Below are 13,174 nucleotides of genomic sequence, written 5' to 3'. Positions count from 1 at the left end.
AGTTTTATCTGGCGGAGTAACGTCGCGGTCTGAGTTTTTGGATTGCCATGCCCGCCAGACCGCATACAAATGCAGACATAACAAAAACATCTCTAGGCTGTGACGCCTCCCATATCCAGCCAGCGCATAGACCGCCTATCGTGCCACCCAAACCATACGAAATGGTAGCCATTAAAGCTTGGCCCCTAGCTTGCACGGGGCCAGTAAACCAGCGCTGTAATAATTTATTGGCAGCACTATGGTGAGCGGCAAAGGTGCCCGCATGCATTAATTGCGCCACAATTAAGACTGACGTGATAGGTAAGAATGCAATCAAAATAAAACGAATAACGCCAATACCAAAGGCTGCTTGCAAGATAACTTCAACATCCAGTCTGCTAAGCACCTTGCTTTGAAAGTAAAAGAAAATAACTTCAGCAGCAACCCCTAGAGCCCAGAAAAGCCCTATTTGAAATTTGTCGTACCCCAGGTCTGATAGATACAGGGAATAGAAAACATACAAAGCGGCATGCGCAAAAATCATAAAAAAACCGGACAGTAAAAACCAGCGGACATCAGGATTAAAAAGAACTATTAATAACTCCCCCTTCACCAATTTGCGTCGCTCCATCTTTGGTTCGTGCAGACAAAAGGTAATGAAGGCTAAGGCAAATAAAACTACCGTGCCTACGATTGGATATAACTCAATGGTTTTGCGCTGGAAAAGTTCGCCCGCAGCAAGAACCATGGCTATAAAGCCAATCGAACCCCATAAGCGCAAGCGTCCATAGCGTTTATCAAAAGAATTATCTTTGTATAAAGCATGAATAGTCGCTGACTCACCTAAGGGCATCAAACTACTCAGGATGGTGTGCAAAGCAAACATCCAAATGAAAAAACCAATGTAGTCTTGTAAAAAATAGATACATAAGAAAACAAGCGCGGCCAGGCAGGCGCAAAAACGAATAATGCTAATACGATTTGATAGATAGTCTGACAGCCAACCCCAAGAGAAGGGGCCAACAATTCTGGTGACTTGCAACATCGACATCAGCGCCGCTATCTCAATTACGCTAAAGCCTCTCTCTAAAAAGAAGAGGCTTGCATATGGAGATACCAATCCAACATAAGCAAAATATAAAAAGAAAAAGGACCCGAAGGCCCATCGAAGCGAAGGCGTCATTTAATCAGCCAAATCAATCGCGAAAAGATCCAGGTTGTGCAGCCGGAATGGACGCAGCGGATGCTGGCACATCAGCGCATTGAGCACGATGACGTAAAGCGTGATCCATTAATACTAGGGCTAACATTGCCTCGGCAATAGGGGTTGCGCGTATACCAACGCAAGGGTCATGTCGGCCCTTCGTTTGAACGATTATGGGCTTGCCATTCAGATCAACTGAATGCTTGGGGCTCATAATGCTTGAGGTGGGTTTGATCGCAATGGACACGCGTAAATCCTGCCCAGTGCTGATCCCACCAAGAGTTCCGCCTGAGTTATTGGTAGCAAAACCATCTGGATGCAACTCATCCCCATGCTCGCTACCACGCTGAGCAATAGATTTAAAGCCGGCGCCGATCTCTACGCCCTTCACTGCATTAATACCCATCATGGCATGCGCAATATCAGCATCTAACTTATCAAATAAAGGCTCGCCTAGACCTGCAGGAACATTGCGAGCACGAACCTCAATACGCGCGCCACATGAGTCCCCTGCTTTGCGCAAGTCATCCATATAAGTCTCAAGTTCAGGAATCATTTCTGCATTAGCAGCAAAAAACGGATTTTTCTCAATTTCTGCCGCATCTTTAAATGGGATTTCCAGCTCGCCTAATTGACTCATGTAGCCATAAAACTCGGTGCCATATTTCTCATGCAGCCATTTTTTTGCAATAGCTGCAGCAGCCACAACAGGTGCTGTTAAGCGCGCAGAAGATCTTCCACCACCTCTAGGATCACGAATCCCATACTTAGACTGGTATGCATAATCAGCATGACCTGGTCTAAAGGTCTGCAAAATATCACCATAGTCTTGGCTGCGTTGATCAGTATTTCTAATTAGCAACGCGATCGGAGTGCCGGTAGTCTTGCCCTCAAACACCCCAGAAAGAATTTCAACCTTATCTTCTTCCTTGCGCTGTGTAACGTGTCTTGATGTACCAGGCTTACGTCGATCTAAATCAAGTTGAATGTCAGCCTCAGAAAGCTCCATGCCCGGTGGGCAGCCGTCAACTACCGCTCCAATGGCCGGACCATGAGATTCACCAAAAGTGGTAACTGTAAAGAGAAGGCCTAATGTATTTCCTGACATATCGACATTATGTCATTTGTCAGAAAATGAGGGTCAGAATAGCTTAAGAGGCTGTTTTTTCAGCGTCTTCAGGCCAGTCACGAATATAGGCTTTGAGCATTGTGTTTTCAAAGTCTTGGGCTTCGACAACGGATTTCGCAACGTCATAGAAAGAAATTACGCCCATCAACATCTTTTGATCAACCACTGGAAGATATCGAGCATGGTCAACCAACATCATGCGGCGGACCTCATCAATCTCAGTTTCCATATTGCATGTCAAAGGCTTTTGATTCATAACAGAGCTAACTTGCAATCCATCAAGCTTGCCATGATGCTTTGCCAATGCAGCAATTACCTCCCGGAAAGTCAGTATGCCAGCTAACTTGTCATATTCCATGACAACCAAGGAGCCAATATCGTGTTCGCTCATTACCAGAACGGCTGTTTGCAGAGCTGTATCTGGAGTTACCGTAAAAAGGGTGCTGCCCTTAACGCGCAATATGTCACGAACTTTCATTTGATCTCCAAAAAACAATGCATATATGCATTTAATATAGACTTAAGACCACTCTGAATCAAGGGTTAGGCCTTCATATTTAGTAACGAATAACCCTAATGAAGCCGCTGCGGATTTCTGGCAGATTTGCCACAAGGACCGCACCAGTTAAGGTAATCCACCAGGTCATATAAATCCACATCAGCCCCAGGGGAAAGATGGCAAAAGCCCCATAAACGGTCTTGTAGAAGGCAGTATGACTTAAGAAAATAGCAAAGCCAAATTTCATCAATTCAAAAGCTAGAGCAGCCACCAAAGCCCCGGTGAAGGCATCACGCCAGAGGATTTTTGCATATGGCAGCACTTTGTATACAACCGCATAAACAACAATCGCCAAGCAAATGGGCGCTATAGTTGCAACAAGTTGAAAGCCAAAAGATACCGCACTGATCCAGCCTTCTGATGCACTAAATAAAACACCGCTGAGGTAGATGCCTATACCTAGGAGTATTGGCCCTAATATTGTTGCGCCACTATAAATAACAATTTTTTTGTAGAGCGGTCGACTTTTATTTACCTTAAAAATCTGATTAAAGGCACCCTCGATCACAGCCAAAGTCATAATTGTTGTAATGATTAAGCCTGCTAAGCCCACGAATGTTAAGCCCTTGGCCTGGGAAGAAAACTGATCCAAGTAAACAAATACTTGTTGATTGATTCCACCAGGCATATAAGTATCTAAAAGCCAGGATTTAAAGGCATTCTTAACTTGAATAACACTTGGCAAGTAGCCAATTAACATGGTCGCTATCGTCACCATGGGGACCATTGATAGGGTCGTTGTAAATGCTAGGCTCGCAGCAATTTGCTTTAAATTTTGACCACGATTGCGCTCCCATATCTCTTTTCCAAGAGAGAGCCATAATTGGGGGTTACGAATGAGGCGCATCGCCGTATCATAAGAGATCAATATGAGCCAACCTGATATTTTAGTTTTGTACTACTCCCGTTATGGTGCAACAAAGGACCTTGCTCGCTTAATAGCTGAGGGCATTGAAAGCGTTCAAGGGGTAAATGCCCGCCTAAGGACCGTACCCGCCATCTCTACCGTTTGTGAAGCAACAGAAGCCTTGGTGCCTCAAGATGGGGCACCTTATGTAGAGTATTCAGACCTGCAGGACTGCATTGGACTGGCATTAGGGTCCCCCACCCGTTTTGGCAATATGGCCGCCCCGATGAAATACTTCTGGGATGGCAGCTCATCAGAATGGATGAATGGCGCTTTAATTGGTAAGCCCGCCTGCGTCTTTACCAGTACTGGCAGCATGCACGGTGGACAAGAAAGCACTCTGTTGACGATGATGATTCCACTGTTTCATCACGGCATGCTGTTGATGGGCATTCCTTATAGCGAGCCAGACCTAATGTCTTCAAATACGGGTGGCAGCCCTTACGGCGTTACCCATCTTGCCCATGCAGACGGTCGTGCACCCATCAGTCTTGAAGAGCAACGTTTAGCCAAGGCTCAAGGAAAGCGTTTAGCCGAAACAGCTTTAATGCTGCACCTCAATAAAAAGCAAGGCATCTAAGACGCATGATGATTAAAAAGATCCTCGATAAGAACCCCTACCAGCTCATAGCCACCGCGGCCTTTATAGATTTATTCATTCTTTGCGCATCTTGGGAGTGGTTCATCTCACCCCTACGCCCTGGTGGATCATGGTTGATGCTCAAGGGTATTCCTTTGTTATTTGCCATTCCCGGCCTATGGAAGGGTAATGTTTACACCATGCAGTGGGCCTCAATGTTGATCCTACTTTATGTAACCGAAGGCTTAGTGCGCATTCTTGAAACTGGCGCCAACTTTTGGCTTGCTGCAATTGAAACACTGCTCGCAACTATTGGTTTTGTTTGCTTATTAATGTATTTAAAGCCAATTAAAAAAGAGGCTAAAGCTCTAAAGAAGATTTCTGCAGATAAATAAACAATGCAAAAATTCATCAATCAGCTATCTGAGGTTCTTGAGAGAAAATATATTTTGACTCAAGAGGAAGATAAGGCGCCCTATCTAACTGATTGGCGCAAACGATTTACTGGAAAGGCATTTGCTGTTTTATTGCCAAGCAATACTAATGAAGTTGCAGCAATCGTACGCTTGTGTTCTCAATACCAAATTACAATAGTTCCACAAGGTGGACATACTGGCTTCTGTGGCGGCGCAACTCCTGACAACAGCGGTAATCAAGTGATACTTAATCTCAAGCGAATGAATCAAATTCGCGAGATTGATATCGCAAACCAAACGATTACCCTTGAGGCTGGTTGCATCTTGCAAGTTGTCCAAGAAAAGGCTGCAGAGAATGGCTGTCTGTTCCCACTCAGTCTTGGTGCTGAGGGTAGTTGCATGATTGGCGGCAATCTCGCAACCAATGCAGGAGGCACTAATGTTTTGCGCTACGGCAACACTCGGGATCTTTGCTTGGGCCTTGAAGTAGTCACCGCCAAAGGAGAGATTTGGAACGGCATTAAGGGATTGCGCAAAGACAATACGGGTTATGACTTGCGTGACCTATTCATTGGGTCAGAAGGCACGCTTGGCATTATCACGGCAGCCGTTATGAAGCTTTACCCTTTACCCGTTTCACAATGGACAACCTTAGTTGCTTGCGAGAGTATTGCATCTACTATTACGTTGCTATCACTCTTTCAAAAACGGGCAAGTTCTTTACTTACGGGTTTTGAAATGATGACTCGAGAGTCGTTGGATTTGAATGAAAAGCACTTTCCGCAAATGGCTAACCCATTGCAAGGAAGTCCCCCTTATACAGTCTTGATTGAATTATCGGATCACGAAAGTGAAGATCACGTCAGGCAACTTCTTGAAACTATTCTGGAGGATGCCTTTGAGAAATCAATCATTAGCGATGCGGTAATCGCCAGCAATTTAACTCAAGCAAATTCGTTTTGGCACATGCGCGAACACATCACGCTTGCGCAGGCTGAAGAAGGCGCGAACCTGAAGCATGACATCACCATTCCCCTCTCTTCCCTTGATAGCTTTATTCGAGTGACTGATGAATTAATGAGAGAAAAGTTTCCTGGCGTCAGAATCATCAATTTTGGGCATCTCGGCGACGGGAATCTGCACTACAACATTGCCCCACCCTTAGGTGCAGACCCAAAAACCTTTAACGAAGCCAACGAGAAGCTCATACATGAGCTGGTCTATGGGCAGGTCGAGAGATGTAAAGGCTCTATTTCTGCGGAACACGGTGTTGGACAGCTCAAATTAGATGGCTTAAGGGCTCATAAGGGCGAGGTGGCTCATGACCTTATGAAGGCGCTCAAAACGGCACTGGACCCTAAAAACATCTTGAATCCCCATAAAGTGGTCTCAATTTAAGGAAATTCAGCAGTTTTTTGATAAATATTTTGTAATTTATGTCATCTCGCACCCTTTTCCATGCGTTGTATGGTCATGGAGGTGGCAAATATGTCAACAAGACTCAAACGTTGGGCCCGTGCAATTCAACAGATCGACTTGTCCAAAAGGACGCCTGAAGTAGCGATTGGCTATTTAGATAGCAAATATCGCGACATTGCTTGGCGCTACATCCGTATCCTAGGCTTTGAGCGTACGATCAGCTTCATGGCTAGTAACAACTTTCACCCAGAGTGATATTTAAAAACCCTAAATATTTGATTTTTGGGGTTTTTTGTTTTAGCACGGTAAGTTTCAGTTCCTACCTGAAAAACTCCTTGGCTTCATCTATCAATAGCTCCGGGATTTCTTCTGGGATGTAATGACCGCTGGGGACAGACCTACCAGTGACGCTCGTTGACACACCTTGCCAATCATCAAGTGGCTTAAAGCACTGATTGACTAGGCCATGCTCCCCCCATAGAACCTTCAGAGGCATTTTTAAGTGTTTGCCCTCAGCTCGATCTGAGCGATCATGTATCAAATCAATTGAGGCTGCAGCACGATAATCCTCGCACATTGCATGCATGCATTGTGGACTGCTAGCACTAGCCAAGTATTCAGCCCATCTTTCAGCAGAAAATATAACTGTTCCAGCATGACGACCCATATGGTTTTTTAACCAATACTCTGGGTTTGCACCAATCATCGTTTCGGGTACAGGCTCGGGTTGAATTAAGAAAAACCAATGCCAATACCCTTTTGCAAATGCCATTGTAGTTTTTTCATACATCGTTAATGTTGGAGAAATATCCAGAACCATTAAACGAAGTACGCTCTCAGGAAAATCTAGAGCCAAACGATGAGAAACACGCCCGCCTCTATCATGACCAAGCAAAAAGAATTGATTAAATCCCAATACTTTCATTAGCGAGTGTTGATCTGCAGCCATGGCTCGTTTTGAATAGGTGGAATGATCTTTTTTGCCATGCGGCTTAGAAGATGCGCCATAACCCCTTAGATCTGCAGCCACCACCGTGAAAAGTTTTGCCAGCTCAGGAGCAACTTGACTCCAAATGGCTTTGGTTTGGGGAAAGCCATGCAATAACAATAATGGTGGACCACTACCACCAATGAAATAAGCAATTTCAATTGGACCATCTTCCGATGAAACGGTAATTTTGCTTTCTGTAAATCCAGGAAAGAAAACTGCCATCATTTACCCAATAAAAAAGAGCCTAAACAGAGTCTCTTGTGGTTTTTTTAAGATTGTCTATTTGCGATTGCTTGAATCTTAGCAACAGTAACAGATCCCTTACTTGAATACTCAATATAACTAAAGTTGCTGTAGATGTGGGGCATTTATTTACCAGTTGGGGTTGGATTAGCAGATGTTTCCATTGCAGTGCGAACTACTTTTTTAGCCATGGCAATGAAAGAGTCTGCTGAGCCCGCATTTGTGCGGAAGGACTCACCTTGAATGGTGATTAAGCCTTCGCCCAATAGTTGCTTAGATTGACTATCCGTAATTTTGCTTTCGACTAAGAGTGCAGGTGTTTTAGCATTAACGCCGCCAGCATAAGCAGCAGCATTCATAGCCAAACCAATTGGAGTGAAGTTCCAGGGCTGCAAACTATTTGCTGAGCTTTCTGCGCCCGTAATGCCAACGGAAATGCGCGCTACTCCAGGGCCGGGCTGAGTAACAATACGAATATTGCCGCGCGCATTTACAGCCTCGACCATGGATTCCTGCAATGCTGCTTTTGCTTTATTAATCAACTCAAGACTGACATCTATAGTTGCATTTTGATTCAAGTAAATTGGATCAAGAATGACCGCAGTATATGCTCCTGGGTTTACGCCAGAAACACGATATCTCCATACGCGCGTGTCGCTATCGCTTGTCGCCACAGGCACCAAGAGGTTGTAATCAGGCAAGAATCCAGACCTTGGCATTGATTCAGTGGCTAATTTCGGCGCATTGCTACAAGCACCCAAAGTAATAACTGCAACAAAGGAGACCAACAATACATTCATTTTTTTCATAGCGTTTCCATGGGTTAATTGCTTGGTTAGAAGGTTCTAATACAGAAGATCGTGCCTACTTCAAATTATTCTAGTGCGGGGCACGGTAATGTGCCACCAGTCTTTTTATGTACCTGAGGCTTGCAATCATTTTGAGCGGGAATCATAGTCTTAGGCTCTGAAGCTTGAATTGCTTGTGCCTTTGCTACCGGAGTATTGGTGACGGTGCTATTTGCTACAGGCACAGCATTTGGAGGTGCTAACCCTACTTCCCTGTAGAAAGCCTTATCCGAACCGGGGCACGGCATGAGAGCACCTGTTTTTGGATTTACCACTTCTTTGCACTGTGGATTTGCTTCAAGCCTTGCCTCTAATTTCGCCACCGAACATGCACTAAGCAAAAAAATAAGGCTCATTAATGAGCAAATCTTTAAAGAAATAATGTTCATTGATGCATTCTAAGTCACAGCAAACCGCAAAATAGGCAGTTAGGTCACAATTTAGAGCATACGATCAACAGGAGGTGGCCTGCCCAGCAGGAGTCGAACCTGCGACCTACGGCTTAGAAGAAATCGTAGCTGCTGAAATTGCCAACAGATTCAAGTGGTTGTAGCTTATAAATTCGACTGTGTAAAAAACTGTGTAAAAGAAGTAAATCTTCTAAGTAGTCTTTAAATAAGATCCAAAAGCAAAAACAGAGTTTGGGCCTAGTTTGGGTTTGGTGATTTTTCGAGTAGGTTTGGGCTGGGCAACTCTAGGTGCACTAACCTTGACTTGAGTGATCCCTTTAGTGCTTTGCTCAATTTTGATTGGGGATTTGCTTAGTGCGGAACTTAGGGTAATTTGTTGCATCTGCACAATCATGTATGCATCCAAGCTAGCCCATAAGGTCATACTTAAATCGGCGCGATAATCATTACTTTCATTCATCAAAGACGCAACATCAAATAAGGTAATTTGGTCGGGGTTTTTGAGTAGAGAGTAGCCTCCTGCCGGACCGCGATGGCTACGGATAAAGTCTGCCGATTTGAGCCCACTAATAACAGCCTCTATATAAGAGTGGGAAAGCCCCTGCCTTTTACAAATAATGGGTATAGAAATGGCTCTACCTTGAGCTGTATGGGCAGCAATGTCCAAAAGGACTTGAAAAGCAATCATGCTTTTGCTTGAGATTCTCATAAGGCAAATATACAGCTAATTTATGCAAGGTAACAAGTAAAAAGGCCAACATTGAGTTGGCCTTAAGGGATGTTGAAAAGCAGTTAAGTTTGGCTGGGTTTTCGTAGACTGAAATTAAATTAGCATAACTAATGTGTCAGAGGATGAAAGTCAGTATTTTCTTTCAACCATTCCCGACCATAAAGAGCAATTTTCTTCTCTAACTCGCCTTTTTCTTGGTCGGAAAATTTGGCTTGATCATATCGTCCGTAACTAATAAGCGAAAATCCTTTGAAACGGCTTGCGCCCACAACACAAACAAACTCCTCCTCCCACTTCTTTCCCACCACCTTTTCTTCAAGATAGTCCTCTAAAGACTCCGTCTCAGGGTCCGATAGCGGAACAATCAACATATTTAAATTTGAGTCTGAGATAACTCGGTTCATAATTTTCCCTTTCTACAATATGCGTTAATCGTGAACATCAATGAGTAATAAGCTCGCTACCTACAGCAATGCAGACTTGAATCTCTTTACAGCCAGAATCCGGGAATTTCGCATCTAGGTAACCTGCTACTAGGTTGATAACCTCATAAGAAACTGCTGGAACTTCTTGCGCCCATTTAATTGAGACATTAGTGCCATCCCCAAAATCCTCTTCGTCATACTCGACCTCATATGGATCCTCAGAGAAACCAAGTGTGCGAGCGCTCTTGGCCCAATTGATAACAGATTCGATGAGCAACTCATCTGGGACCATACCTTCCTCAAACACCAAACAAATGCCGTTAGATTTTGTAGGCTCCATCAAAAATTCATGGGGTTCAACGTATAAGTTTTTGTGAATCATTTCATTCTCCTTTTGTTGTTTAATGATTAATATGGGTCAGCGTGTAGTGCTGACCCTTTCTACGGATTACTGCATAACAGGAATGCCATCAAGCAACACTGGCATCTGCCCGCTTGTTGCATCAAACTGCGCATGTTGAATTTGCTCGGCATAACACTGAGGGTGAATTAACTGCACCGGCTTCTCATGCAAATGCGCATCCAACAGGAATAGCAAAATGCAGTCATCACAAAAGTCAACCCAGTCTTGATTAGATTGAGTAATTAATTCAGGGTGCTTGTTGAAGTGCTTATCCTTAGATTGCAGAACCTGCTTGAGCATCAAGTACATATACCGCTTGCCGCGTCCATCACACCAAACATGATCCGGAGCTGTTTCATATTCATGCAAAATTTGCTCAATCTCTTCCTTGTCAGTCAAAATTACCGTAGAAATGCCAAGATCTGACATAGCCACAGCGCAGGGTTGGTTTTTAGTTTGTGTAAACATTTTTGTTCCTTTAAGTAAATTGTTAAATTAATGAGGTAAAGCTTGTTGAGGTTGTTGCGCATCTCGCAGACATCCATTTAGAGCGGGATGATTGTGCATATCAGCCACCCAACTCATATCGACATCCGTTCCAAATCCATAGCGATGAATCAAGCTCATCTCCCATGCATCAAGATCAGTGCGACCGTTGCCGAAGAACCATTTGCAGCTATGGCCCAATTCAGGCAATGCAGGCTGTTTAGTTTTTTCTTCAAAAACATCCCAATGGCCACAAGTGCTAATCTTGATGAGGTCGCTTGGTTTACGATTTAATTGCTCACACTTTTTGACGATTCGCTTAAAAAGCTTCTCATCAAAAAATGTAACTGCGTCAGACTCACGACAATTCACAGGAATTGCTAGATCAAAAAATTCCTGCGACTCACCTGTGCTATCTGGTGTATCAAACGTCAGAATCACATTGACACCCATATAAGAGCGCTTTGTTTTTCCGTTTACTGCTGGTTGAAAAATTGATTTCATATAAATCTCCTTGTTTAAGTAAAAAATTGGCAATACGGCAGCTGTGCGCTTTGAAATGGCACGGGCTGTTTACAGACTAGGTTTTTAAAGAACTGACTGTCACGCAGATGAGCGCTTAAAAAGCGGCTGCAGCGATGGCAAATACAGCTTGTTTTCACCATGAATCCAGCATATTCTTTTGTTGACTATTATTAAATTGACTTAGATAATTTCAAATAAATTAGTCAACAAAAAGAAGTCAAAATATGGCCAATAACCCTTTAGCCGTGCTCAAATCAGACTTTCAAAAGGATGGGAAGTTCGTAGAGATTCACCGCCTCTATCGTTTTTGGTTTGAGTTTTTGGCTCTTAGTCCTAGCTATGAATTAGCAAGACGCTATAGAGCAAAGAAAGGCAGGCTATCTAAGGTTGATCAAGATCGATTACCGGCAGACTTTGAGAGGGTGCTGGAGATTTATGATGCTTTTGGCGATGTGCAAAAGTATCTGTTTAAGACTTGGTGGGTTGAGCGTGGAGTTGATTTATTTGGAATCCAGGGAGCCCCTTCAAGAACAGTCCCCATTTATAAATTTGCAAGAGGAAGCAATCCTGACAAATCAAAGGTAAATGCATCGGTAGCCAAATTCTTGGATAGCACTAGACCAAAGCTGAACAAACCCCCTGCTATCCTGTTGGCCATCCCCTTGGACTCCACAAGACAAAAAGTCCTTAAAGAAATAAAAGCGCTATTAGATGAGCACATCCAAGAACCGCCAATTCCAGCAAAGCCTAAATATTCATTGGCAGAAAAAGATACACACATGGAAAATGTGATTGATGCAATGAGCGTTCTCTATATTAGATCGGCAAGACCCGACTGGAAACTGTGGCAGATCGGCGAAGAATGCAAGATTAAAAAGAACAGAAAAGGCAGAAGCCCTGATCCTGGTGCTTTTGATAGCCTGCGCACATTAGAGCAAATGACATCCCGCAAGCTTAAAACAGCAGCCTACATTGCTGAAAATGCTGCTCGAGGAGTTTTTCCATCACAATCTAAACCCAATTATTTCGTCAAATTTGATCCGGCGGAATTTAGTCAAATCATCACCGAAAAAAATGCGTGGATTAAGAAGGAAAAGTCTCGTATTTTGGCGACATCTAAATAAGCTCTACCGCATTACGCAACATATCGGGACGGGTATCGATATATCTTTGGGTTGTCGACATCTGACTGTGCCCAGCTAGCTGCATCATCACCCTGACAGATACCCCTTTCTCGCTAAGTTTTGATAAAAAGCCCCGTCTACCACTGTGAGTGGTTGCACCATTGAGTCCCGCCTGTCTATATAAACCATTTATTACGTGAGTTAAGGTATTTGGCGTAAATCCCGATGATCTTTGGGTGGGGAATAATGGTTTTGTAAGATCTCTTGGTGGATGTGCAGCAATGTAATGGGCAAGCTCGGCTTGCATACGCTCGGACAATAAAACCACCCTACTTTTGCTGCCCTTGGTTTGGTTAGCAGCTAAGTGGATTTCACTTAAAACCTGGTTATCGCTGCTTAAAACGTCGCAGTAGCGCACACTAGCGACCTCTCCTATGCGCATACCCGCTAAGTGCGTTAACAGCAATATTGCGCGATTACGCAGCCCTGCTTTAGTCCTTGCTGCGTAGTTCAATGCCTTTTCTAAATCATCATCATTTAGTGTTCTTGCTTGTGCCATATACCCTCCAAATAAGCCTTATATGTACTTATATTTTGTAGTCAGATTTGCCAAATTCCTACCGAAATTGGCCACAAATACACTCAGATTGATGGGTTTTTCAACCGAAATTTACTGAGAAATTACCGCTTGATTTTCAAGTGGTTACAAGCACTCAACACATTCCAGCTATTTTGTGTTGAGTACAAAAACCAGTGATTTTTAGGTATTTCTGTGGCGGATCTGCCACGATTTATA

At 43.7% G+C, this 13,174-nt stretch carries 18 protein-coding genes; 5 read left to right on the top strand and 13 right to left on the bottom strand.

Features of this window, described 5'->3' with window-relative positions; genetic code table 11:
- Positions 1-4: 4 nt before the first annotated feature.
- From ICE93_RS07670 to ICE93_RS07655, 4 genes are all read right to left on the bottom strand, one after another.
- The gene (locus ICE93_RS07670) at positions 5-1,162 is read right to left on the bottom strand and encodes an MFS transporter (RefSeq protein ID WP_216187040.1); all 1,158 of its coding nucleotides are present in this window, start codon (positions 1,160-1,162) and stop codon (positions 5-7) included.
- Between the two features lie 13 nt (positions 1,163-1,175).
- Positions 1,176-2,291, bottom strand: coding sequence for a chorismate synthase (gene aroC, locus ICE93_RS07665; RefSeq protein ID WP_216187038.1), 1,116 nt, complete (start codon positions 2,289-2,291; stop codon positions 1,176-1,178).
- A gap of 43 nt (positions 2,292-2,334) precedes the next feature.
- Entirely contained in the window at positions 2,335-2,790 is a 456-nt protein-coding gene (locus ICE93_RS07660) for a CBS domain-containing protein (RefSeq protein WP_216187036.1), read from the bottom strand.
- Between the two features lie 79 nt (positions 2,791-2,869).
- On the bottom strand, positions 2,870-3,718 hold the full coding sequence (locus ICE93_RS07655) for a YhjD/YihY/BrkB family envelope integrity protein (protein ID WP_216187033.1): 849 nt from the start codon (positions 3,716-3,718) through the stop codon (positions 2,870-2,872).
- Between the two features lie 22 nt (positions 3,719-3,740).
- Between ICE93_RS07655 and wrbA the strand changes: the two genes are divergently transcribed.
- From wrbA to ICE93_RS07635, 4 genes are all read left to right on the top strand, one after another.
- On the top strand, positions 3,741-4,358 hold the full coding sequence (gene wrbA, locus ICE93_RS07650) for an NAD(P)H:quinone oxidoreductase (protein WP_216187031.1): 618 nt from the start codon (positions 3,741-3,743) through the stop codon (positions 4,356-4,358).
- Positions 4,359-4,366: 8 nt separating this feature from the next.
- Positions 4,367-4,753: a DUF2069 domain-containing protein gene (locus ICE93_RS07645; RefSeq protein ID WP_216188323.1), complete on the top strand. Its 387-nt coding sequence runs from the start codon at positions 4,367-4,369 to the stop codon at positions 4,751-4,753.
- 3 nt (positions 4,754-4,756) lie between these two features.
- Positions 4,757-6,172, top strand: coding sequence for an FAD-binding oxidoreductase (locus ICE93_RS07640; RefSeq protein ID WP_216187029.1), 1,416 nt, complete (start codon positions 4,757-4,759; stop codon positions 6,170-6,172).
- A gap of 90 nt (positions 6,173-6,262) precedes the next feature.
- Complete coding sequence (locus ICE93_RS07635; RefSeq protein ID WP_015420997.1) at positions 6,263-6,448, top strand: hypothetical protein; 186 nt, start codon at positions 6,263-6,265, stop codon at positions 6,446-6,448.
- A 64-nt stretch (positions 6,449-6,512) separates the two neighbouring features.
- Here ICE93_RS07635 and ICE93_RS07630 read toward each other — a convergent pair whose 3' ends face one another.
- The 8 genes from ICE93_RS07630 to ICE93_RS07595 all read right to left on the bottom strand — a co-directional run bounded on the left by ICE93_RS07630 (position 6,513) and on the right by ICE93_RS07595 (position 11,233).
- Positions 6,513-7,406 (bottom strand): alpha/beta fold hydrolase, encoded by an 894-nt coding sequence (locus ICE93_RS07630; protein WP_216188321.1) that lies wholly within the window; start codon positions 7,404-7,406, stop codon positions 6,513-6,515.
- Positions 7,407-7,552: 146 nt separating this feature from the next.
- Positions 7,553-8,236 (bottom strand): DUF3313 domain-containing protein, encoded by a 684-nt coding sequence (locus tag ICE93_RS07625; protein WP_216187026.1) that lies wholly within the window; start codon positions 8,234-8,236, stop codon positions 7,553-7,555.
- A 65-nt stretch (positions 8,237-8,301) separates the two neighbouring features.
- A complete protein-coding gene (locus tag ICE93_RS07620) occupies positions 8,302-8,631 on the bottom strand; it encodes a hypothetical protein (protein WP_255554544.1) in 330 nt (109 codons plus the stop codon).
- A 244-nt stretch (positions 8,632-8,875) separates the two neighbouring features.
- Positions 8,876-9,394: an Rrf2 family transcriptional regulator gene (locus tag ICE93_RS07615; protein ID WP_255554543.1), complete on the bottom strand. Its 519-nt coding sequence runs from the start codon at positions 9,392-9,394 to the stop codon at positions 8,876-8,878.
- A 128-nt stretch (positions 9,395-9,522) separates the two neighbouring features.
- Entirely contained in the window at positions 9,523-9,819 is a 297-nt protein-coding gene (locus ICE93_RS07610) for a hypothetical protein (RefSeq protein ID WP_062309796.1), read from the bottom strand.
- A gap of 37 nt (positions 9,820-9,856) precedes the next feature.
- Positions 9,857-10,222 (bottom strand): hypothetical protein, encoded by a 366-nt coding sequence (locus ICE93_RS07605; RefSeq protein ID WP_062309798.1) that lies wholly within the window; start codon positions 10,220-10,222, stop codon positions 9,857-9,859.
- A 66-nt stretch (positions 10,223-10,288) separates the two neighbouring features.
- Complete coding sequence (locus ICE93_RS07600; protein WP_062309800.1) at positions 10,289-10,711, bottom strand: hypothetical protein; 423 nt, start codon at positions 10,709-10,711, stop codon at positions 10,289-10,291.
- 27 nt (positions 10,712-10,738) lie between these two features.
- Entirely contained in the window at positions 10,739-11,233 is a 495-nt protein-coding gene (locus tag ICE93_RS07595) for a hypothetical protein (RefSeq protein WP_062309802.1), read from the bottom strand.
- A gap of 245 nt (positions 11,234-11,478) precedes the next feature.
- Between ICE93_RS07595 and ICE93_RS07590 the strand changes: the two genes are divergently transcribed.
- Positions 11,479-12,378 carry a hypothetical protein gene (locus ICE93_RS07590; protein WP_216187023.1) on the top strand — a complete coding sequence of 300 codons (900 nt, stop codon included), beginning with the start codon at positions 11,479-11,481 and terminating at the stop codon, positions 12,376-12,378.
- On the opposite strand, the gene ICE93_RS07585 is transcribed toward ICE93_RS07590, so the two are convergent.
- On the bottom strand, positions 12,371-12,937 hold the full coding sequence (locus tag ICE93_RS07585) for a site-specific integrase (RefSeq protein WP_216187021.1): 567 nt from the start codon (positions 12,935-12,937) through the stop codon (positions 12,371-12,373). The two genes, ICE93_RS07590 and ICE93_RS07585, sit on opposite strands and share 8 nt — an antisense overlap.
- Between the last annotated feature and the right edge of the window lie 237 nt (positions 12,938-13,174).

It is taken from the genome of Polynucleobacter sp. MWH-HuK1, from assembly GCF_018881815.1.
Taxonomy (GTDB): domain Bacteria; phylum Pseudomonadota; class Gammaproteobacteria; order Burkholderiales; family Burkholderiaceae; genus Polynucleobacter.
The sequence above is the reverse complement of the archived record's forward strand: the minus strand, read 5'-3'. Positions and strand labels throughout refer to the sequence as shown.

Excerpts from the sequence above, each read along its gene's own strand:
- ICE93_RS07670 (WP_216187040.1), bottom strand. The coding sequence starts at position 1,162 with ATGACGCCTTCGCTTCGATGGGCCTTCGGGTCCTTTTTCTTTTTATAT.
- aroC (WP_216187038.1), bottom strand. The coding sequence starts at position 2,291 with ATGTCAGGAAATACATTAGGCCTTCTCTTTACAGTTACCACTTTTGGT.
- ICE93_RS07660 (WP_216187036.1), bottom strand. The coding sequence starts at position 2,790 with ATGAAAGTTCGTGACATATTGCGCGTTAAGGGCAGCACCCTTTTTACG.
- ICE93_RS07655 (WP_216187033.1), bottom strand. The coding sequence starts at position 3,718 with ATGCGCCTCATTCGTAACCCCCAATTATGGCTCTCTCTTGGAAAAGAG.
- wrbA (WP_216187031.1), top strand. The coding sequence starts at position 3,741 with ATGAGCCAACCTGATATTTTAGTTTTGTACTACTCCCGTTATGGTGCA.
- ICE93_RS07645 (WP_216188323.1), top strand. The coding sequence starts at position 4,367 with ATGATTAAAAAGATCCTCGATAAGAACCCCTACCAGCTCATAGCCACC.
- ICE93_RS07640 (WP_216187029.1), top strand. The coding sequence starts at position 4,757 with ATGCAAAAATTCATCAATCAGCTATCTGAGGTTCTTGAGAGAAAATAT.
- ICE93_RS07635 (WP_015420997.1), top strand. The coding sequence starts at position 6,263 with ATGTCAACAAGACTCAAACGTTGGGCCCGTGCAATTCAACAGATCGAC.
- ICE93_RS07630 (WP_216188321.1), bottom strand. The coding sequence starts at position 7,406 with ATGGCAGTTTTCTTTCCTGGATTTACAGAAAGCAAAATTACCGTTTCA.
- ICE93_RS07625 (WP_216187026.1), bottom strand. The coding sequence starts at position 8,236 with ATGAAAAAAATGAATGTATTGTTGGTCTCCTTTGTTGCAGTTATTACT.
- ICE93_RS07620 (WP_255554544.1), bottom strand. The coding sequence starts at position 8,631 with ATGAGCCTTATTTTTTTGCTTAGTGCATGTTCGGTGGCGAAATTAGAG.
- ICE93_RS07615 (WP_255554543.1), bottom strand. The coding sequence starts at position 9,394 with ATGAGAATCTCAAGCAAAAGCATGATTGCTTTTCAAGTCCTTTTGGAC.
- ICE93_RS07610 (WP_062309796.1), bottom strand. The coding sequence starts at position 9,819 with ATGAACCGAGTTATCTCAGACTCAAATTTAAATATGTTGATTGTTCCG.
- ICE93_RS07605 (WP_062309798.1), bottom strand. The coding sequence starts at position 10,222 with ATGATTCACAAAAACTTATACGTTGAACCCCATGAATTTTTGATGGAG.
- ICE93_RS07600 (WP_062309800.1), bottom strand. The coding sequence starts at position 10,711 with ATGTTTACACAAACTAAAAACCAACCCTGCGCTGTGGCTATGTCAGAT.
- ICE93_RS07595 (WP_062309802.1), bottom strand. The coding sequence starts at position 11,233 with ATGAAATCAATTTTTCAACCAGCAGTAAACGGAAAAACAAAGCGCTCT.
- ICE93_RS07590 (WP_216187023.1), top strand. The coding sequence starts at position 11,479 with ATGGCCAATAACCCTTTAGCCGTGCTCAAATCAGACTTTCAAAAGGAT.
- ICE93_RS07585 (WP_216187021.1), bottom strand. The coding sequence starts at position 12,937 with ATGGCACAAGCAAGAACACTAAATGATGATGATTTAGAAAAGGCATTG.